This is a genomic window from Enterobacter sp. JBIWA003 (assembly GCF_019968825.1).
Lineage (GTDB): Bacteria > Pseudomonadota > Gammaproteobacteria > Enterobacterales > Enterobacteriaceae > Enterobacter > Enterobacter quasiroggenkampii.
Genome location: NZ_CP074170.1, coordinates 2,794,169 through 2,814,001 on the forward strand (window position 1 = coordinate 2,794,169; position 19,833 = coordinate 2,814,001).

Sequence of the window (19,833 nt, forward strand, 5' to 3'; positions counted from 1 at the left end):
CTCCACTCATTATAATGACTGGCCTTCGCCAGCTGTGTAATCCCCTGTTGGGGCCTGTACAGCGCAGGAGTTTTTTTTGCTGCTGTCAGGTTCTTCTTTTACTGCTTGCTATCACCGACTTTTTTATTACTGACCGCTCGTATGGCCGTCTTGCGTCGATTCTTTACAGGCCTCCCCTGTTTGAGGCCTGCGCTGGATATCTGAGAAGAGAACTATATGAAAATAATTCTCATCTGATTGTTTTATGCTGCAAAATATTAGGCCGGAAAGTATCAAATGGCGTAAACGTGCGCCAATACATTTTGCAAATTTGTTAAGCAATTCTCTTTTACGGTGAGTACCGTATCGTTGAGGGCAGCCCTGCCAGACATCGAACATCAGTAAAACAACATGACATTCAACAGGATAGAGAAAATTTTCTCTACAAGCGCGTCGCTGCGCTATCATCGAGTGACTTTGTACAAAAATTTAACAACTGGTTATTATTTAGCACATTCGTCTAGGGGAATGTTGAAATTACTAATATCATTTCGGTTATCTCTCAGCAAGCCCAAGAGTATCATGTGAGTAAAATAACAGAGCGATCGAAGATTTTCTGTGCAGGCGGGTTGAGGCGGAATTAATAACCTATTGAAATACAAGCAATGAACATTATTAGTAGAATTTATTATGATATGTGAGCATTTCAACTTTAGTTATATGATTTGCTGATAATCACGTAAAAAAACGGAGCCGTCGCTCCGTCCTTTCATATGAAGTATTAATGCAATAAACCGGGGAAAATGCTTTTAATACCCGTGACGATGAATTCGATCCCTAACGCCATCAGCAACAGGCCCATGATACGCGTAATGACGTTGATGCCCGTTTGACCCAGCAAGCGTACCAGCCAGGGTGCCATGCGGAACACACCCCAACAGCAGAGCGCAAAAATGGCAATAGCCACTGAAAAGCCAATCAGGTGCATCAGGCTATGGTAACGCGTCCCCCAGACGATAGTTGAACTGATGGCACCCGGACCGGCCATCAGCGGTAAGGCCAGCGGCACTACGCCAATGCTTTCGCGAATAGCGGTTTCTGACTTCTCTTGTTTATTCTGCTTATCCTCGCCCAGCTTACCGCTGATCATGGACATGGCGATGGTCACCACCAGGATCCCGCCGGCAATACGGAAAGAATCAATGGAAATCCCGAACAGCTGAAGAATCGTGTCGCCGAGAAAAAGAGAGGTCAACAATATGATCGCTACCGACAGGTTAGCGGTGAGGTTGGTTTTATTCCTGGCCGCCGCTGTCTGGTAACTCGTCATACTAATGAAGACAGGAATGATCCCCACCGGGTTGACCAGGGCAAACAAACCAATAAAAAATTTAAAATACGTTGGAAAATCAAAGAGCGTTTGGATCACGTTTTGCTCCGCTTATACACATGCCCTGGACTGACAATTTGTCGTGAGAAATCGCGCTGAAGATACCCTTTTTATCAGCATACTTCACTTGAAATCTGTACCAAAACGTTATCATTTCAGGATGTTAAACATATGTATAATCAATGATAGCGCCACTTCCAATACTTACGTAATTATTTAACACTGGAAAAATCAGCACAAAATAACCCTGCTGAAAGGTATCAGCTTGGGGGAAAATTGACACAGATCATGATTTTCGTACTCAGAAGTGAGTAATCTTGGTTACACCCCCAGGGAGGTCACCTGACAAAAAGGGATGATGCTAAGGTAAGGCTCTTTTAGTAAATTAGTGTGCTGACGCAGAAAGTAACTCTTTGTTTTACTTTGTGTTACGCAAGTCGTATCGGCTCTGTCTATACTGTGTGACGTATCGAGCGCTGGTTTACTAAAAGAGTTTAAACATTATCAGGAGAGCATTATGGCTGTTACTAATATCGCTGAACTGAACGCCCTCGTCGAGCGCGTTAAAAAAGCCCAGCGTGAATATGCCAATTTCACCCAAGAACAGGTTGATAAAATCTTCCGCGCGGCCGCACTGGCTGCTGCAGATGCTCGAATCCCTCTCGCTAAAATGGCCGTTGCCGAATCCGGCATGGGTATCGTGGAAGATAAAGTGATTAAAAACCACTTCGCTTCCGAGTATATCTACAACGCCTATAAAGATGAGAAAACCTGTGGCGTGCTGTCCGAAGACGACACCTTCGGTACCATCACCATCGCTGAACCTATCGGCATCATCTGCGGTATTGTTCCGACCACTAACCCAACGTCTACTGCAATCTTCAAATCACTGATTAGCCTGAAGACCCGTAACGCAATCATCTTCTCTCCACACCCACGTGCGAAAGACGCGACTAACAAAGCTGCAGATATCGTCCTGCAAGCGGCTATCGCTGCGGGTGCACCAAAAGACCTGATCGGCTGGATCGACCAACCTTCTGTTGAGCTCTCCAACGCCCTGATGCATCACCCGGACATTAACCTGATTCTGGCGACCGGTGGTCCAGGCATGGTTAAAGCCGCATACAGCTCCGGTAAACCTGCTATCGGCGTGGGCGCGGGTAACACCCCTGTTGTTATCGATGAAACCGCTGATATCAAACGTGCTGTCGCGTCTGTGCTGATGTCTAAAACCTTCGATAACGGCGTGATCTGTGCATCTGAACAGTCTGTTGTGGTCGTGGATTCCGTATATGACGCGGTTCGCGAACGTTTCGCCAGCCACGGCGGCTATCTGCTGCAGGGCAAAGAGCTGAAAGCGGTTCAGGACATCATCCTGAAAAATGGCGCGCTGAACGCCGCTATCGTGGGTCAGCCAGCCTACAAAATTGCTGAACTCGCAGGCTTTACCGTTCCGGCAACAACCAAAATCCTGATCGGTGAAGTGAAAGTTGTTGACGAAAGCGAGCCGTTTGCTCACGAAAAACTGTCTCCTACGCTTGCCATGTACCGTGCGAAAGATTTCGAAGACGCGGTTGAGAAAGCAGAAAAGCTGGTTGCCATGGGCGGTATCGGTCACACCTCTTGTCTGTACACTGACCAGGACAACCAGCCAGAGCGTGTTGCTCACTTCGGTCAGATGATGAAAACTGCACGTATCCTGATCAACACCCCTGCTTCTCAGGGTGGTATCGGTGACCTGTACAACTTTAAACTCGCACCTTCCCTGACTCTGGGTTGTGGTTCCTGGGGTGGTAACTCCATCTCTGAAAACGTTGGTCCAAAACACCTGATCAACAAGAAAACCGTTGCTAAGCGAGCTGAAAACATGTTGTGGCACAAACTTCCGAAATCTATCTACTTCCGCCGTGGCTCTCTGCCAATCGCGCTGGATGAAGTGATTACTGATGGCCACAAACGTGCGCTCATCGTGACTGACCGTTTCCTGTTCAACAACGGCTACGCTGACCAGATCACCTCCGTGCTGAAAGCGGCTGGCGTCGAAACTGAAGTATTCTTCGAAGTTGAAGCTGACCCAACTCTGAGCGTTGTACGTAAAGGTGCTGAACTGGCTAACTCCTTCAAACCAGATGTGATTATCGCACTGGGTGGTGGTTCCCCAATGGACGCCGCGAAAATCATGTGGGTTATGTACGAGCATCCAGAAACGCACTTCGAAGAACTGGCGCTGCGCTTTATGGACATCCGTAAACGTATCTACAAGTTCCCGAAAATGGGCGTAAAAGCGAAAATGATCGCGGTCACCACCACTTCCGGTACCGGTTCAGAAGTTACGCCATTCGCGGTAGTAACCGACGATGCAACAGGTCAGAAATACCCACTGGCTGACTATGCGCTGACGCCAGACATGGCTATCGTTGATGCGAACCTGGTCATGGAGATGCCGAAGTCACTGTGTGCGTTCGGTGGTCTGGATGCGGTGACTCACGCCCTGGAAGCTTACGTTTCTGTGCTGGCGTCCGAGTTCTCAGACGGTCAGGCCCTGCAGGCTCTGAAACTGCTGAAGGAAAACCTGCCAGCGTCTTACAACGAAGGCTCTAAAAACCCTGTAGCACGTGAACGTGTCCACAGTGCAGCAACCATCGCCGGTATCGCGTTTGCCAACGCCTTCCTGGGTGTTTGCCACTCAATGGCGCACAAACTGGGCTCACAGTTCCACATTCCTCACGGTCTGGCGAACGCCCTGTTGATCAGCAACGTTATCCGTTATAACGCTAACGACAACCCAACCAAGCAGACAGCTTTCAGCCAGTACGACCGTCCACAAGCCCATCGTCGCTATGCTGAAATCGCTGACCACCTTGGTCTGAGCGCACCGGGCGACCGCACTGCTGCGAAGATTGAGAAACTGCTCGCATGGCTGGAAAGCCTGAAGGCTGAACTGGGTATTCCTAAATCAATCCGTGAAGCGGGCGTACAGGAAGCTGACTTCCTCGCTCACGTAGACAAGCTGTCTGAAGATGCATTCGATGACCAGTGTACTGGTGCTAACCCGCGCTACCCACTGATCTCCGAGCTGAAACAGATTCTGCTGGATACCTACTACGGTCGTGAGTTCAAAGAAGGTGACGTTGCCGCTGTGAAAACAGAAGCCCCAGTCATCAAAGCTGACAAGAAAGCGAAGAAAAGCGCTTAATTGACAGCCGCAGATGAAAAACCCGCCTTAATGGCGGGTTTTTTTATGTCTGAATAATAAGATTGAGTTATTTTCTGTTGTCGTGCTGAATCGCCGTCAGCGAGCCTACAGACAACGCTTCTTTATAATGCTTACGGCAGACCGAAACATAGCGTTCATTGCCGCCTATCACCACCTGCTCGCCATCTGCATAAGGTTTCCCGGACTGGTCGAGACGAAGCACCATACTCGCTTTACGACCGCAGAAGCAGATCGTTTTCAGTTCGACAAGTTTATCCGACCAGGCGAGCAAATACTGGCTCCCTTCAAAAAGCTCCCCGCGGAAATCCGTACGCAGGCCGTAACAGAGCACGGGGATATCAAGCTCATCGACTACCTCTGACAGGGCATGGACCTGTTCACGCGTCAGAAACTGGCTCTCATCGACCAGTACGCAGTGAATGGGCTGTGCCGCATGTTCTGCACGAATGTCTTCAAACAGATCGGTTTTCGGGTTAAACAGCCTGGCAGGCGACGAGAGCCCTATTCTGGAGCTCACCTTCCCTGCGCCAAAGCGATCGTCAATTTCAGCCGTATAAACAACGGTACGCATCCCGCGTTCCTGGTAATTGTACGAGGATTGCAGCAGCGCGGTGGATTTCCCGGCATTCATTGCCGAATAGTAGAAATAAAGTTGTGCCATTGGCCGTAAAACCCTAATCAATGTGTAATATTCCCGATGAGTCATTGTACCATATTTTGTCCGGTCATCAGCGATGCAGCGCACAGAGGATGCGGTTCAGTGCCGCGTTCAGTACCTTCTGTTTATGAAAATAACCCGTTAAAACATGAAGTAAACCCATTCAGCCACGCCAATATGTTATAAGTTAAGCCAAACATAACACTTCTTTTTATAGTGGAATCCCGGCCCTTTAAAATTCACTATTTATTAACTATTTCAGGCTTAACACCAGGGGTGAGAACTAATACAAAAGGCTGATATTTCTCCGCCGCAACTATAATTCCTGCGGGAAATGTCACAAAAAAAAGACGCAATCGACCGGGTTAAGCAGGTTCCGGTGATAACAACCGAGACAGCTGGGTGGTGGAATTTAAGTTAGCGTAATTAATAATAGCGGCATTATTTAGTATTTTTTGAATTCCTTACATTCCTGGCTATTGCACATCTGAATTTATGGCTCTATTATTAGGTCAACAAACCACCCCCCATTATAAGTTTGAGATTACTACAATGAGCGAAGCACTTAAAATTCTGAACAACATCCGTACTCTTCGTGCGCAGGCAAGAGAATGCACCCTCGAAACGCTTGAAGAAATGCTGGAAAAATTAGAAGTTGTAGTTAATGAACGTCGCGAAGAAGAAAGCGCTGCTGCGGCTGAAATCGAAGAACGTACTCGTAAACTGCAGCAATATCGTGAAATGCTGATTGCTGATGGTATCGATCCAAATGAATTGCTGAACAGCATGGCTGCCGCTAAAACCGGTACTAAAGCTAAGCGTGCTGCCCGTCCTGCTAAATATAGCTACGTTGATGAGAACGGCGAAACTAAAACCTGGACTGGCCAGGGTCGTACTCCTGCTGTTATCAAGAAAGCGATGGATGAGCAGGGTAAACAGCTGGACGACTTCCTGATCAAGGATTAATCGAGCCTCATTCAGAAAAATCCCGCATATTGCGGGATTTTTTTTAACCTAAATTTGTCACAAACATCCTCTTACACTCTGTCATAAAGCATTATTTAGCAATTTCATCGACTGTACTTTCAGACAGGTTTTCGGGAGTGTTATGGGCATAAAAAAACCGGTGGGCAACGCCTCACCGGTTTCGAACATTTACAACCGTGGCTTATTTCTTAATACCTACGCTCTCTTTGAGCCAGGTTTTAAATTCTTCGCCAAGGGTATTGTGACGGATACCATATTCAACAAACGCCTGCATATAACCGAGCTTATTACCGCAGTCATGGCTCTTACCTTTCATATGGTAGGCCTCAACGGTCTCTTTCTCGATCAGCATATCGATGGCATCCGTCAGCTGGATCTCATCACCCGCTCCTGGAGGCGTTTTAGCCAGCAGAGGCCAGATTTCAGCACTCAGGACATAGCGACCTACAACAGCAAGGTTTGAAGGCGCGACATCGGCTTTAGGCTTCTCTACGACGCCCACCATTGGCACACTCTCACCCGGCTCCAGGTTAACGCCTTTGCAGTCAACAACACCGTATGCCGTTACATCTTCAACGGGCTCAACCATAATCTGGCTGCTGCCGGTTTCGTCGAAACGTTTGATCATTTCTGCCAGGTTATCCTGAGAAAGATCGGATTCGTATTCATCCAGAATAACGTCAGGCAGAATTACCGCTACAGGCTCATCACCCACGACAGGGTGCGCGCACATAACAGCGTGGCCCAGACCTTTAGCCAGCCCCTGACGAACCTGCATAATGGTGACGTGTGGAGGGCAAATAGACTGAACTTCTTCTAACAGCTGACGCTTAACACGCTTTTCCAGCATGGCTTCAAGTTCAAAGCTTGTATCGAAATGGTTTTCGATAGAGTTTTTAGATGAATGCGTAACCAGCACAATTTCAGTGATGCCGGCTGCGATACATTCATTCACGACATACTGGATTAATGGCTTATCAACCAGAGGCAGCATCTCTTTAGGAATCGCCTTAGTTGCTGGTAACATCCTGGTCCCCAATCCCGCTACCGGGATAACGGCCTTTCTGACTTTCGAATTTAGGGCAGCCATTCAAATTCTCCTGAGCTGTTCAAGTTTTGAACTTTTATGCAATAAATAACGCGTTGAGTATATCAGTCTCGCCCCGCAGTCCGGGTCTGAAAAGAACGCGTTGCCGATCAATTAGGATAAATACGCATGAAACCGGGCAGCGATAGTAGCACTCCCCGTAAAACACAGGTAAAGCAATCTTAAAATGACGATCCAATTGCTTATTCCGTGGACAACATTAAGCGTAACCGTCCCCCGGCACCCCAAATTTGGCACTGCCACGAGGAACAGCGGTGGCTAATTTGATTAAGATACGCCGTTCCCAACGTCCCAAGCGGTACACCGTTACTCACCTGAATATGGTGTTCACCGGTATTCAGTGATGCATTGAGACCGGCTGAAACGAGGATCAGATTTTTTAAACCGCTATGGTAATAGCCAACCAATAGCGGGAACTGTCCAGGCAGATTGGCCTGACGAAAAAGCTGGTTTACCTGTTTGAGTAAACTGCCTAACTCAGGCAACCGTTGTCCCTGATGGGATAACTGTTCCTGCAACAAACCATTAAATAGCGCACGAAGAAGTAACGCCGCTAATACACCGTTATCCCCCGCCCGGGTGACATCCAGAGAATAAAACGCAAGGTCGGAATCTGACAGTGGCGCAATATCCAGCACCAGTCCTGGCTGGTCAGCGGCCACCAGCTGCCGATAATTTACGCGACAGTGTGAAATTGTTTGCTGGACGGGTGGCTGGAGTTCTTGCAACAGTTTCGCCGCGGCAGGCGGATTACTCACCAGCGCGTCCCAGTCCTGGAAAAGACGCTCCTCTTCCTCTACCCGGGAATTAAACATATTCGGATAAAGGCACGCCAGGACCGTTTCTCGCAGCCGATGCAAATCTTTGACCGGCTTAAGCAGGATATCCTGTACCCCAAGACGTAATGCTTTTGCGATGTCCGCCATGTTCTCGGTGGCAGAGATCACCAGAATCGGCGTCTGATTGCCTTCGTTACGCAGATGTTCAACCAGCTTTAGTCCATTCATGCGCGGCATCGCAATGTCGCAAATCATCAAATCGGGCGTAATGCTGATCATTTTTTCCAGGGCGTCGATGCCATCTTCAGCCAGTGACGTCATTGCGCCTAGCGAGGATAACCACGAATCCAGTAGCGATCGGAAAACGGGCTCGTCTTCAACAATCAAAATGTGTTTTCCGGCCAATGGCTGCGTCATGGTTCCTCCCCTGGCTGACAGTAACTAAATAGTGGCATGCGATCGGCACTATCGCCTGTCAGATTTTGCTGAAGTAGTCAAAAAAAGGTGCTTAACGTGCGGTCTGCACAAAAGGCAACAATTCGTCCATTTTCTTTTCGACGGCTAACGAGCCCGCTGCGATGGCGGCCTCAGCCCGATGGAAATCAAGGGTAGAGATTTGCGGACAGTACGGCTGAATAAGAATATCCGGAGGATCGCCTGCCATACGGTTACGTTTAAGGCGGTTCTCGAGAACCTGAATTGACGTGGTCATGATTTCTATCGCCGTCGGCGCGGCAACCGAACGACGCGCGGCCAGACGCCCGATTCTTCCGCGCAGGCGTTCATGCCAGGCCAGTTTCTCGCCCTCAGCATCTTCGCTCTGGAGATTGACCGGCATGAGATCCTGTTGCATCAGGTGGGCATCGTGCTGCAAGTCGACGGCAATCACAATGTCCGCCCCCATAGCACGCGTCAGAGAGATGGGAACCGGGTTAACGACGCCACCATCGACAAGCCAGTAACCGTTGTGTGGGACAGGCGCCATGAGTCCCGGCATACTGCAGGAGGCACGGACGGCAAGATGGATATCGCCTTCGGTGAGCCAGAGCTCGCGTCCTGTGCTGAGGTTTGTCGCGACGGCGCCGAAAGGCATCTGACAATCAGTGAAGTCTTCGAGAGGCATGACCTGGCGGAACTGGTTAAAGACGCGTTCGCCGCGCAGCAGTCCACCACGCTGCCAGGAGAGGTCCATCAGACGCAGCACGTCCCAGTAGCTGAAGGAGCGCACCCATGTCTCGAGCTCCGGAAGTTTCCCGCACGCGTAAGCGGAGCCGACAAGCGATCCAATTGAACACCCTGCAACAATATCGACAGTAATGCCCATCTGATTCAAGGCATTAATCACGCCGATGTGCGACCATCCCCGGGCGGCACCTGAACCCAGCGCCAGCCCAATTTTAACCTTTCTCATTAGTCCTGTTTTACTTCCCCTGGATTCCTGACATAGCGTCAACGCAACGCCTCAGTTAACATAGTGCTACCCGAAGCGTTTTACGCCTTTATATTTTGTTCCAGGAAGAGAATCGTGTCTCAACTCTGCCCTTGTGGTAGCGCTCTGGAGTATAGCCTATGTTGCCAGCGATATCTTTCTGGCGATCAGGTTGCACCAGACCCGTCACACCTTATGCGTTCACGGTACACTGCTTTTGTGATCAAAGACGCAGACTATCTGATTAAAACCTGGCATCCATCCTGCCGCGCAGCCGATTTCAAACAGGACATCGAAGCCGGGTTTGCGAACACGCAGTGGCTCGGCCTCACCGTCTATGAATCCTCTCCAGGCAGTCATGTGGATGAAGGTTACGTCAGTTTTGTTGCCCGTTTTACCGAGAATAATAAACCGGGTGCCATTATCGAGCGTTCCCGGTTCTTAAAGGAAAGCGGGCAATGGTATTATATTGACGGAACGCGCCCACAGTTTGGTCGTAACGATCCCTGCCCGTGTGGTTCAGGTAAAAAATTTAAAAAGTGTTGCGGGCAGTAATGCCTGACAACCCAGACTTCGCAAATACAAACAGGATTTCCCGGCGATGCAATCATTACAACGTAAAGTTCTGCGCACCATCTGTCCCGATCAAAAAGGGCTGATCGCACGAATTACCAACATTTGCTACAAACATGAACTGAATATCGTGCAGAACAACGAGTTCGTTGACCACCGTACCGGCCGCTTCTTCATGCGTACCGAACTGGAAGGTATTTTCAACGACACCACGCTGCTGGCCGATCTGGACAGCGCGCTTCCGGAAGGTTCCGTACGCGAGCTGACCCCTGCGGGCCGACGCCGCATCGTGATCCTGGTGACCAAAGAAGCACACTGCCTGGGTGACCTGCTGATGAAGGCCAACTACGGCGGTCTGGACGTTGAAATTGCTGCCGTGATTGGCAACCACGAGACGCTGCGTACGTTGGTCGAGCGCTTTGATATTCCGTTCGAGCTGGTCAGCCATGAAGGCCATACCCGCGAAGAGCACGACGATCTGATGGCGCAGGCCATTGAAGCGCATAACCCGGACTATGTGGTGCTGGCGAAATACATGCGCGTGTTAACGCCATCTTTCGTGGCGCGTTTCCCGAACAAGATCATCAACATCCACCACTCGTTCCTGCCGGCCTTTATTGGCGCGCGTCCATACCACCAGGCCTACGAGCGCGGCGTGAAGATCATCGGCGCGACAGCCCATTACGTGAATGACAACCTGGACGAAGGTCCCATCATCATGCAGGACGTGATTCATGTGGATCACACCTACACCGCTGAGGACATGATGCGCGCAGGTCGTGACGTTGAGAAGAATGTGTTAAGCCGCGCGCTGTATCAGGTGCTGGCTCAGCGAGTCTTCGTTTACGGTAACAGAACCATCATTCTTTAATCTTTCGGAAAATGAATTGATTAGCTTTGCGCCTTTACGGATAAAAAGCAGGCAAACAACTTCGTTTCCCTAAAGGAATGCTTTACAGGGGCGTCTCATTTGATATGATGCGCCCCGCTTCCAGCAGGAAGCAGGCTAGTAAAAAGCATTACCCCGTGGTGGGGTTCCCGAGCGGCCAAAGGGAGCAGACTGTAAATCTGCCGTCATCGACTTCGAAGGTTCGAATCCTTCCCCCACCACCATCTCTCAGCACGACCTCAAAATTTGAATTACCCCTGGTGGGGTTCCCGAGCGGCCAAAGGGAGCAGACTGTAAATCTGCCGTCATCGACTTCGAAGGTTCGAATCCTTCCCCCACCACCATCACTTCCCCAACATAAAAAAACCAAGTCCGCCTTTGTAGGCCGGGTAAGGCGCAGCCGTCACCCGGCGAAAAATGGCTACATTGGCGGCAAACGACGCCTGACCGGCGAACTCTTCACAATCGACGTATTACACTGAGCATGCTCTGCCAGACCGTCCAGCAGCGCATCCAGTTGCTCTATCGATCGCACCACCAGCCTAATCACAAAGCAATCTTCCCCGGTCACTTTGTCGCTCTCAATACACTCCGGCATCGCCTGAATGTACTTATCCACCTTATGCAACAGACCCGGTAAGGGGCGAACCCGTACCAGCGCCTGCAGCGTATACCCCAGCGCCGCCAGATTCACCCGCGCACCATAACCCTGGATCACACCGCGCTCTTCCAGCCTCTTCAGGCGTTCTGCCGTGCTGGGGGACGTCAGACCGATGCGTCCGCTGAGCACCTTCAACGACATGCGCGCATCCTCAACCAGACAGGCTAAAATTTGTCGGTCGATATCATCGATAAGGCATTCCATTCTTTTCACCTAATTTTAAAAAGTCATTTACCTTTTCAACCTTATATCACCCCTGTAAAACCCGACAGCGATTTTCGACAATAGCGTCATTAATCAGGAGGTGGATGATGCGTGATTTACATAAAGGCGTCTGGCAAATGAGCCTGGCGATGTTAATTTCCGGCTCTATCGGCGCGTTTGTTTTGCTCTCCGGTCTGCCGGTGACGGAAGTGGTGTTCTGGCGCTGTCTTATCGGGGCTATGGCGCTTTTTATTTTTATCCGGGTCAGTCAAAAGCCCTTTAGTCCCCTCACCCGCACCACGCTGCTGCTGGCTATTCTCGGCGGCGTGGCGCTCGTGGTGAACTGGCTGCTGCTCTTCGCAGCCTATGAGCGGATCTCGATTGGCCTTTCGACCGTGGTCTATAACACCCAGCCGTTTATGCTGGTCTTGATGGGGATGTTTTTAGGGGAACGCGTCAGCCTGGTGAAATGGGGCTGGCTGTTACTCGCCTTTGGCGGCGTGGTGATACTGCTGTCCAGCGAGCTGGCCGGCGCACATGGCGGTGAATGGCTCGCCGGAATCGGTCTGGCCATGGCCGCGGCCTTCTTCTACGCACTAACGGCCATGATTGCCCGCAAGCTGAAGTCCATCGCACCGCAGCATATTGCCTTTATCCAGGTGCTGACAGGCGTCGTGATGCTTTTGCCGTTTGCCAGCCTGCCGTCATTTTCCGGTGATTTCCCCTGGCCGATCCTGCTCACGCTGGGCATTGTCCATACCGGCATTATGTACCAGCTGCTCTACAGCGCGATTCAGAAGCTGCCGACGCCCATTACCGGCTCCCTGTCGTTTATCTATCCGGTGGTAGCAATTGTGGTTGATAATCTGGCGTTCGGACACGCGCTGAACCTGACGCAGCTGGCGGGTGGCGCGCTTATCCTGTTTGCTGCCGCGGGTAACAACCTGGGCTGGGGCGAAAAAAAACCCCGCGAGTGCGGGGTTGGTATCAAAACGGCAAATTAGCGACGGGCGCGTACTATCTGGTATTTGCGCGTCAGGTACTCCACCGGCGCGCTCCAGATATGCACCAGGCGGGAGAACGGGAACAGCACAAACAGCGTCATCCCCAGCACCAGGTGAACACGGAAGATAAACGCTACGCCGTCCAGGTGCGCAGACGCTCCGCCGTGGAAGGTCACTACGGACTGCGCCCAGCCCACCAGCTTCATCATTTCACTGCCGTCCATATGCTGCGCCGAGAAAGGAATGGTCAACAGACCCAGCGCGCACTGCACCATCAGCAGGGAGAGGATCAGGATGTCCGCAGCGGTCGTGGTAGCACGCACGCGTGGGCTGAACAGACGACGTTTCAGCAGCAGCAGACCACCGACTAAGGTCATCACCCCGCAGGCACCGCCGGCGATCATCGCCATCTTCTGCTTCACCTCAATCGGTAGCCACGCTTCATACATCCAGTGCGGCGTCAGCATCCCGAGGAAGTGACCGGCAAAAATGCCCAGAATACCGATGTGGAACAGGTTAGAGCCCACATGCATCCCTTTGCGATCCAGCATCTGGCTGGAGGCGGCACGCCAGGTGTACTGGCCGTAGTCATAACGCAGCCAGCTTCCCACCAGGAACACGGTGCCCGCGATATACGGGTAAATGTCAAAGAAGAACATATTCAGGAAGTGCATTAGTGCCGTCCTCCGTTAGAGATATTCAAATATTGCGGGGCCACGGCACCGGCAAAACGACGCTGATGCGCTGAGATTTCAGATTCCCCGCAGTTCTGGTCAGCGAAGAATTTCACCTGCTCTTCTTCCCATACCGCATCCAGCGCCTGTGGCGTATCGTCACGGGCTTCATCGGCGATTTTCTCCGCCACTTTTTCACTGTCGACCGCGGCGTTGGCCAGCTTCACCAGCAGATCGAACAGCACCGCATAGCGGCTCTCACGCTGCTGAAGGCGCGCGCCGAGCAGCGCCAGGATCGGCGCGATGTCCTGCAGACCACCCAGCGCCTCCTCTTTCGGCAACTGCGCCAGATACTCCAGATAGAGCGGCAGATGGTCCGGCAGCTCGCGGCTGTCGAGCTGCAGGCCGTGCTGTTCGTACTGGGCCATCAGATCCACCATCGCCTGACCGCGGTCGCGGGATTCACCGTGGACGTGTTCAAACAACAGCAGGGACGTTGCACGTCCACGGTCAAACAGCTGGCTGTAGTCCGCCTGCGCGTCCAGAAGGTCGCGCGCTAACAGGTCGCGGAGGAAAACGCCAAGCTTCTGGGCATCCTCTTTATCCAGGTTTTCTGAAGACGCGAGTGCATCAAAGAGTTCCTGCTGATGCTGCGCTAGCGCCGCATCCGGGTACTCAAGCAGTCGAGAAACAATGATAAGTTCAATCATGAGTGCGGCTCCGTTTTACTGGTCACATCCATGGCGTCAATGCGGCGGCTGTTGAACAGGTTGAATTTGCTGTCTGACCCGTGGCAACCATCGCCAAAGCTAAAGCCACAGCCATTTTTCTCCGGGAAGGCTTCGCGGGCCAGCTCACGGTGGCTGCTCGGCACCACGAAACGGTCTTCGTAGTTGGCAATCGCCAGATAGCGGTACATCTCCTGCGCCTGCGCCTCGGTCAGACCAACCTCTTCCAGCGCGCGGGTATCGGTTACGCCGTCCACGGTTTCGGCACGCTTGAAGTGGCGCATCGCCAGCATACGTTTCAGCGCCAGCAGGACCGGTTGGGTATCCCCTGCGGTCAGCAGGTTTGCCAGGTACTGCACCGGAATGCGCAGGCTCTCCACGTCCGGCAGAATGCCGTTACTGCCCAGCTCGCCCGCATCAGCGGCAGACTGAATCGGCGACAGCGGCGGCACGTACCAGACCATCGGCAGCGTGCGGTATTCCGGATGCAGCGGCAGGGCCAGCTTCCAGTCCATCGCCATCTTGTACACCGGCGACTGCTGCGCGGCGTCAATCACGCTCTGCGGAATGCCGTCCTTCAGCGCCTGCTCAATGACCTTCGGATCGTTCGGATCGAGGAACACGTCCAGCTGACGCTGATACAGATCTTTCTCGTTCTCGGTGCTCGCTGCGTTTTCAATCGCGTCCGCGTCGTACAGCAGCACGCCGAGGTAGCGAATACGGCCTACGCAGCTTTCGGAACAGACGGTCGGCATACCGGCTTCGATACGCGGGTAGCAGAAGATGCACTTCTCAGACTTGCCGCTCTTCCAGTTGAAGTAGATCTTTTTGTACGGGCAGCCGGTGATGCACATACGCCAGCCGCGGCACTTGTCCTGGTCGATCAGCACGATGCCATCTTCTTCACGCTTGTAGATGGCGCCGCTTGGGCAGGTCGCCACGCACGCCGGGTTAAGGCAGTGCTCACACAGGCGCGGCAGATACATCATGAAGGTGTTTTCGAACTGGCCGTACATCGCCTTTTGCATGTTCTCGAAGTTCTGGTCTTTGGCGCGTTTCTCGAACTCGCCGCCCAGAATCTCTTCCCAGTTTGGACCGCTGGTAATTTTATCCATGCGCTGACCAGTGATCAGCGAGCGAGGACGGGCGATCGGCTGGTGTTTGCCTTCCGGCGCGTTGTGCAGGTTCTGGTAGTCGTAATCAAACGGCTCGTAGTAATCATCGATGCCCGGCAGATGCGGGTTAGCGAAGATTTTTCCCAGCAACATCGCACGGTTACCCATGCGCGGCTGCAGCTTGCCGTTGATTTTGCGGATCCAGCCGCCCTTCCACTTCTCCTGGTTTTCCCAGTCGGTCGGGAAGCCGGTGCCCGGCTTGCTTTCCACGTTGTTGAACCAGGCGTATTCCATACCTTCACGGCTGGTCCAGACGTTTTTACAGGTGACTGAGCAGGTATGGCAGCCGATGCATTTATCCAGATTCAGCACCATGCCGACTTGTGAACGAATTTTCATTTTACGCTCTCCTGTACCTGGTCATTACCTTCGCCGTCTAACCAGTTAATATTCTTCATCTTACGTACCACCACGAACTCATCGCGGTTCGATCCTACGGTGCCGTAGTAGTTAAAGCCGTAGGCCAGCTGCGCATAGCCACCGATCATGTGGGTCGGCTTCGGCGTAATGCGGGTCACGGAGTTGTGGATCCCGCCGCGCTGCTCGGTGATCTCTGACCCCGGCAGGTTAACGATACGTTCCTGCGCGTGGTACATCATGGTCATCCCGGCCGGTACGCGCTGGCTCACCACAGCACGCGCCGTCAGGGCACCGTTGCTGTTGAACACTTCGATCCAGTCGTTATCTTCAATACCCAGATCTTTGGCATCCGTTTCGCTCATCCAGACAATCGGACCGCCGCGCGACAGGGTCAGCATCAGCAGGTTGTCGCTGTAGGTGGAGTGGATCCCCCACTTCTGGTGCGGCGTCAGGAAGTTCAGCGCCTTCTCCGGGTTACCGTTCGATTTCGCGCCCATCACCGCTTTCACGGAGCGGGTGTCGATTGGCGGACGGTACACCAGCAGGCTTTCACCGAAGTCGCGCATCCACTGGTGATCCTGATACAGCGACTGGCGGCCGGACAGGGTGCGCCATGGGATCAGCTCGTGAACGTTGGTGTAGCCCGCGTTATAGGACACATGCTCGTCTTCCAGACCTGACCAGGTCGGGCTGGAGATAATCTTGCGCGGCTGGGCCTGAATATCGCGGAAGCGGATTTTCTCTTCCTCTTTATTCGTCGCCAGATGCGTATGGTCACGACCGGTGAACTCGCTTAGCGCCGCCCAGGCCTTCACCGCCACGTGGCCGTTGGTTTCCGGCGCCAGGGTCAGGATCATCTCTGCGGCATCAATCGCTGTGTTGAGCATTGGCTGGCCTTTCGCCGGACCGTCCGCTTTGGTGTAGTTGAGCTTGCGCAGCAGGTCCATTTCGCTCTGGGTGTTCCAGGCGATCCCTTTCCCGCCGTTACCGATTTTCTCCATCAGCGGGCCGATAGAGGTAAAGCGCTCGTACGTTGCCGGGTAGTCACGTTCAACCGGAATGATGTGCGGTGCGGTTACGCCCGGGATCAGGTCGCATTCGCCTTTTTTCCAGTCCTTAACGTCCAGCGGCTGCGCCAGTTCGGCGGCGGAGTCGTGCTGGATGGGCAGCGTCACCACGTCGGTCTCTTTGCCGAGGTGCCCCACGCAGACTTCGGAGAATGTCTTCGCGATGTCTTTGTAGATCTCCCAGTCGCTTTTCGATTCCCACGCCGGGTCAACGGCCGCAGACAGCGGATGAATAAACGGATGCATATCCGAGGTATTCATATCGTCTTTTTCGTACCAGGTGGCGGTTGGCAGCACGATGTCGGAGTACAGGCAGGTGCTGGACAGGCGGAAGTCGAGGGTGACCACCAGATCCAGCTTGCCGTCGAGACCGTTGTCTTTCCACTCCACCTCTTCCGGCTTCACGCCGCCCTGCTTGCCGAGATCTTTCCCCTGGATACCGTTTTCAGTACCAAGCAGGTATTTCAGCATGTACTCGTGGCCTTTACCGGACGAGCCCAGCAGGTTGGAGCGCCAGATGAACAGATTACGCGGGTGGTTTTTACCGTTCTCCGGCTGTTCCGCCGCGAAGCGGATTGAGCCATCCTTCAGCGATTTCACGGTGTAATCCACCGGTGACATGCCCGCTTTCTTCGCCGCTTCCGCAATGCGCAGCGGGTTAGTGCCCAGCTGCGGCGCAGACGGCAGCCAGCCCATACGCTCGGCGCGCACGTTGAAGTCAATCAGATGGCCGCTGTAGCGGGATTTATCCGCCATCGGCGACAGCAGCTCCTGCGCGGTGACCGTCTCGTAGCGCCACTGGCTGGAGTGGTTATAGAAGTAAGAGGTGCTGTTCATGTGGCGTGCCGGACGCTGCCAGTCGAGGGCAAACGCCAGCGGCTGCCAGCCGGTCTGCGGACGCAGTTTTTCCTGGCCCACATAGTGCGCCCAGCCGCCGCCGCTCTGACCGACGCAGCCGCAGAAGATCAGCATGTTGATCAGGCCACGGTAGTTCATATCGAGGTGATACCAGTGGTTCAGACCCGCACCGACGATGATCATTGAGCGACCATGGGTTTTGTCGGCATTTTCCGCGAACTCGCGGGCGATACGCACGATCTGCGCGCGTGGAACGCCTGTGATCTGCTCCGCCCATGCCGGGGTATAAGCCTTCACGTCGTCATAGCCGGTTGCGCAGTTTTCATCACCCAGACCGCGTTCCAGGCCGTAGTTCGCCATAGTCAGGTCATAGACGGTGGTGACCAGCGCGGTAGTCCCGTCGGCCAGCTGCAGGCGTTTCACCGGCAGCTTGTGCATCAGTACGTTTTTCAGTTCAACCTTGTTGAAGTGCTCGGAACCTTCACCGCCGAAGTACGGGAAGCCCACCTCGGCGATCTCGTCCTGGCTACCCAGCATGCTCAGGCGCAGCTCCGTCTCTTCACCGGTCGTGCCGTTACGCTGCTCAAGGTTCCACTTGCCCTTCTCGCCCCAGCGGAAGCCGATAGAGCCGTTTGGCGCCACCAGCTCGCCGTTGCTGTTATAGGCAACGGTTTTCCACTCTGGGTTATTTTCCTGGCCCAGCGCGTCCACCAGATCGGCGGCGCGCAGCGTACGGCCTGCTGCGTAGTACCCGTCACGCTCTTCCAGCATCACCAGCATCGGCATGTCGGTGTAGCGACGGACGTAGTCGGTGAAGTACTGGCTTGGTTTATCCAGATGGAACTCGCGCAGCATGACGTGGCCCATTGCCATCGCCATCGCCGCATCGGTACCCTGTTTCGGTGCCAGCCACAGATCGCACAGCTTGGCGATTTCGGCGTAGTCTGGGGTCACCGCCACGGTTTTGGTACCTTTGTAACGGACTTCGGTAAAGAAGTGCGCGTCCGGCGTACGGGTCTGCGGCACGTTAGAGCCCCAGGCAATGATGAAGCTGGAGTTGTACCAGTCCGCGGATTCCGGCACGTCGGTCTGCTCGCCCCAGGTCTGCGGAGACGCCGGCGGCAGGTCGCAGTACCAGTCGTAGAAGCTCAGGCAGGTACCGCCGATTAAGGAGAGATAGCGCGCGCCGGAGGCATAAGAGACCATCGACATCGCCGGGATCGGCGAGAAGCCCGCCACGCGGTCAGGACCGTAGGTTTTCACGGTGTAGACGTTGGAGGCGGCAATCAGCTCGTTCACCTCTTTCCAGGAGGAACGTACAAAGCCGCCGCGGCCGCGAGCCTGCTTGAAGCTTTTCGCTTTATCCGCGTCTTCAATGATAGAGGCCCAGGCATCCACCGGATCGCTGTGTTGCACTTTCGCTTCACGCCACATTTTCATCAGGCGCTTGCGCATCAGGGGGTATTTCAGACGGTTCGCGCTGTAGAGATACCAGGAGTAGCTGGCGCCACGCGGGCAGCCGCGCGGTTCGTGGTTCGGCATATCCGGGCGGGTGCGCGGGTAGTCGGTCTGCTGCATTTCCCAGGTCACCAGACCGTTCTTAACGAAAATCTTCCAGCTACATGAGCCGGTGCAGTTCACGCCGTGGGTCGAACGGACGACTTTGTCATGTTGCCAGCGCTGGCGGTAACCGTCTTCCCAGTCCCGGTTGGTATCCAGAACCTGGCCGTGCCCATCGGCAAACGTTTCGCCCTTCTGCTTGAAGTAGCGAAACCGGTCCAAAAATTTGCTCATCGGGTATCTCCTGTGTGGAGCCTGTGGCTCTCTAAATCGACATTGCTGATTTGCAGCGAAGGTAACGCCCTGAAAGAGGGGGAGAATTGATAACGATCAAGACGACGAGGGACTTTCAGGCGAGGGGTTACACCGAATACCACCAAAGCGGTATCATTTAAAATTTCATATCCATATGAAATATATCGTTATTTTTAATTTATCGTACAAACCGCCAGGCAAAATTCAACCTCGCAGGTATTAAGGGGTAGAGCGCCCTGTAAAGCGATGGCGATCACAGTGCTGCCTGCGGATTTCCT

General features: G+C 53.3%; 15 protein-coding genes and 2 tRNA genes. 7 read left to right on the top strand and 10 right to left on the bottom strand.

The features are described from left to right. Positions 1–760 precede the first annotated feature (760 nt). Positions 761–1,408: a YchE family NAAT transporter gene (locus KGP25_RS13475; RefSeq protein ID WP_008502784.1), complete on the bottom strand. Its 648-nt coding sequence runs from the start codon at positions 1,406–1,408 to the stop codon at positions 761–763. A gap of 478 nt (positions 1,409–1,886) precedes the next feature. On the opposite strand from KGP25_RS13475, the gene adhE reads away from it, so the two are divergent. Beyond that, positions 1,887–4,565: a bifunctional acetaldehyde-CoA/alcohol dehydrogenase gene (adhE, locus tag KGP25_RS13480; protein WP_223539103.1), complete on the top strand. Its 2,679-nt coding sequence runs from the start codon at positions 1,887–1,889 to the stop codon at positions 4,563–4,565. A gap of 67 nt (positions 4,566–4,632) precedes the next feature. On the opposite strand, the gene tdk is transcribed toward adhE, so the two are convergent. Beyond that, positions 4,633–5,247, bottom strand: a complete 615-nt coding sequence (tdk, locus tag KGP25_RS13485) for a thymidine kinase (protein WP_021240332.1) — start codon at positions 5,245–5,247, stop codon at positions 4,633–4,635. Between the two features lie 549 nt (positions 5,248–5,796). Here tdk and hns point away from each other — a divergent pair. After that, positions 5,797–6,210: a histone-like nucleoid-structuring protein H-NS gene (gene hns, locus KGP25_RS13490; protein WP_008502781.1), complete on the top strand. Its 414-nt coding sequence runs from the start codon at positions 5,797–5,799 to the stop codon at positions 6,208–6,210. 202 nt (positions 6,211–6,412) lie between these two features. Here the strand turns inward: hns and galU are convergent, their stop codons facing one another. The 3 genes from galU to rssA form a co-directional block, all read right to left on the bottom strand. Next, entirely contained in the window at positions 6,413–7,321 is a 909-nt protein-coding gene (gene galU, locus KGP25_RS13495; RefSeq protein WP_008502780.1) for a UTP--glucose-1-phosphate uridylyltransferase GalU, read from the bottom strand. Positions 7,322–7,521: 200 nt separating this feature from the next. Continuing rightward, positions 7,522–8,535 carry a two-component system response regulator RssB gene (rssB, locus tag KGP25_RS13500; protein WP_032647605.1) on the bottom strand — a complete coding sequence of 338 codons (1,014 nt, stop codon included), beginning with the start codon at positions 8,533–8,535 and terminating at the stop codon, positions 7,522–7,524. Positions 8,536–8,626: 91 nt separating this feature from the next. Beyond that, entirely contained in the window at positions 8,627–9,529 is a 903-nt protein-coding gene (gene rssA / locus KGP25_RS13505; RefSeq protein WP_045908968.1) for a patatin-like phospholipase RssA, read from the bottom strand. Positions 9,530–9,643: 114 nt separating this feature from the next. Here rssA and KGP25_RS13510 point away from each other — a divergent pair, with 114 nt between their 5' ends. From KGP25_RS13510 to KGP25_RS13525, 4 genes are all read left to right on the top strand, one after another. Further along, a complete protein-coding gene (locus tag KGP25_RS13510; protein WP_045908969.1) occupies positions 9,644–10,102 on the top strand; it encodes a YchJ family protein in 459 nt (152 codons plus the stop codon). Positions 10,103–10,148: 46 nt separating this feature from the next. Further along, the gene (gene purU / locus KGP25_RS13515) at positions 10,149–10,991 is read left to right on the top strand and encodes a formyltetrahydrofolate deformylase (RefSeq protein WP_023312104.1); all 843 of its coding nucleotides are present in this window, start codon (positions 10,149–10,151) and stop codon (positions 10,989–10,991) included. A gap of 157 nt (positions 10,992–11,148) precedes the next feature. Then, positions 11,149–11,233 (top strand) — tRNA-Tyr (locus KGP25_RS13520). Between the two features lie 35 nt (positions 11,234–11,268). Continuing rightward, a tRNA-Tyr gene (locus KGP25_RS13525) sits at positions 11,269–11,353 on the top strand. A gap of 77 nt (positions 11,354–11,430) precedes the next feature. On the opposite strand, the gene KGP25_RS13530 is transcribed toward KGP25_RS13525, so the two are convergent. Beyond that, positions 11,431–11,874 carry an Lrp/AsnC family transcriptional regulator gene (locus KGP25_RS13530; protein ID WP_021240337.1) on the bottom strand — a complete coding sequence of 148 codons (444 nt, stop codon included), beginning with the start codon at positions 11,872–11,874 and terminating at the stop codon, positions 11,431–11,433. A gap of 107 nt (positions 11,875–11,981) precedes the next feature. Between KGP25_RS13530 and KGP25_RS13535 the strand changes: the two genes are divergently transcribed. Next, positions 11,982–12,878: a DMT family transporter gene (locus KGP25_RS13535; RefSeq protein ID WP_223539104.1), complete on the top strand. Its 897-nt coding sequence runs from the start codon at positions 11,982–11,984 to the stop codon at positions 12,876–12,878. Here the strand turns inward: KGP25_RS13535 and narI are convergent. Genes narI through KGP25_RS13555 form a run of 4 tightly spaced genes read right to left on the bottom strand, consistent with a single transcriptional unit; the run spans position 12,875 to position 19,534 of the window. Further along, positions 12,875–13,552 carry a respiratory nitrate reductase subunit gamma gene (gene narI / locus KGP25_RS13540; RefSeq protein ID WP_023312107.1) on the bottom strand — a complete coding sequence of 226 codons (678 nt, stop codon included), beginning with the start codon at positions 13,550–13,552 and terminating at the stop codon, positions 12,875–12,877. The genes KGP25_RS13535 and narI overlap by 4 nt on opposite strands. Then, positions 13,552–14,262 carry a nitrate reductase molybdenum cofactor assembly chaperone gene (narJ, locus tag KGP25_RS13545; RefSeq protein WP_223539105.1) on the bottom strand — a complete coding sequence of 237 codons (711 nt, stop codon included), beginning with the start codon at positions 14,260–14,262 and terminating at the stop codon, positions 13,552–13,554. Before narJ ends, narI begins: the two co-directional genes overlap by 1 nt. Next, positions 14,259–15,794 carry a nitrate reductase subunit beta gene (gene narH / locus KGP25_RS13550; RefSeq protein WP_063621892.1) on the bottom strand — a complete coding sequence of 512 codons (1,536 nt, stop codon included), beginning with the start codon at positions 15,792–15,794 and terminating at the stop codon, positions 14,259–14,261. Before narH ends, narJ begins: the two co-directional genes overlap by 4 nt. Next, positions 15,791–19,534: a nitrate reductase subunit alpha gene (locus tag KGP25_RS13555; protein ID WP_223539106.1), complete on the bottom strand. Its 3,744-nt coding sequence runs from the start codon at positions 19,532–19,534 to the stop codon at positions 15,791–15,793. The genes narH and KGP25_RS13555 overlap by 4 nt, the downstream gene beginning before the upstream one ends. Positions 19,535–19,833: the final 299 nt, after the last annotated feature.

Excerpts from the sequence above, each read along its gene's own strand:
- adhE (WP_223539103.1), top strand. The coding sequence starts at position 1,887 with ATGGCTGTTACTAATATCGCTGAACTGAACGCCCTCGTCGAGCGCGTT.
- tdk (WP_021240332.1), bottom strand. The coding sequence starts at position 5,247 with ATGGCACAACTTTATTTCTACTATTCGGCAATGAATGCCGGGAAATCC.
- hns (WP_008502781.1), top strand. The coding sequence starts at position 5,797 with ATGAGCGAAGCACTTAAAATTCTGAACAACATCCGTACTCTTCGTGCG.
- galU (WP_008502780.1), bottom strand. The coding sequence starts at position 7,321 with ATGGCTGCCCTAAATTCGAAAGTCAGAAAGGCCGTTATCCCGGTAGCG.
- rssB (WP_032647605.1), bottom strand. The coding sequence starts at position 8,535 with ATGACGCAGCCATTGGCCGGAAAACACATTTTGATTGTTGAAGACGAG.
- rssA (WP_045908968.1), bottom strand. The coding sequence starts at position 9,529 with ATGAGAAAGGTTAAAATTGGGCTGGCGCTGGGTTCAGGTGCCGCCCGG.
- purU (WP_023312104.1), top strand. The coding sequence starts at position 10,149 with ATGCAATCATTACAACGTAAAGTTCTGCGCACCATCTGTCCCGATCAA.
- KGP25_RS13530 (WP_021240337.1), bottom strand. The coding sequence starts at position 11,874 with ATGGAATGCCTTATCGATGATATCGACCGACAAATTTTAGCCTGTCTG.
- KGP25_RS13535 (WP_223539104.1), top strand. The coding sequence starts at position 11,982 with ATGCGTGATTTACATAAAGGCGTCTGGCAAATGAGCCTGGCGATGTTA.
- narI (WP_023312107.1), bottom strand. The coding sequence starts at position 13,552 with ATGCACTTCCTGAATATGTTCTTCTTTGACATTTACCCGTATATCGCG.
- narJ (WP_223539105.1), bottom strand. The coding sequence starts at position 14,262 with ATGATTGAACTTATCATTGTTTCTCGACTGCTTGAGTACCCGGATGCG.
- narH (WP_063621892.1), bottom strand. The coding sequence starts at position 15,794 with ATGAAAATTCGTTCACAAGTCGGCATGGTGCTGAATCTGGATAAATGC.
- KGP25_RS13555 (WP_223539106.1), bottom strand. The coding sequence starts at position 19,534 with ATGAGCAAATTTTTGGACCGGTTTCGCTACTTCAAGCAGAAGGGCGAA.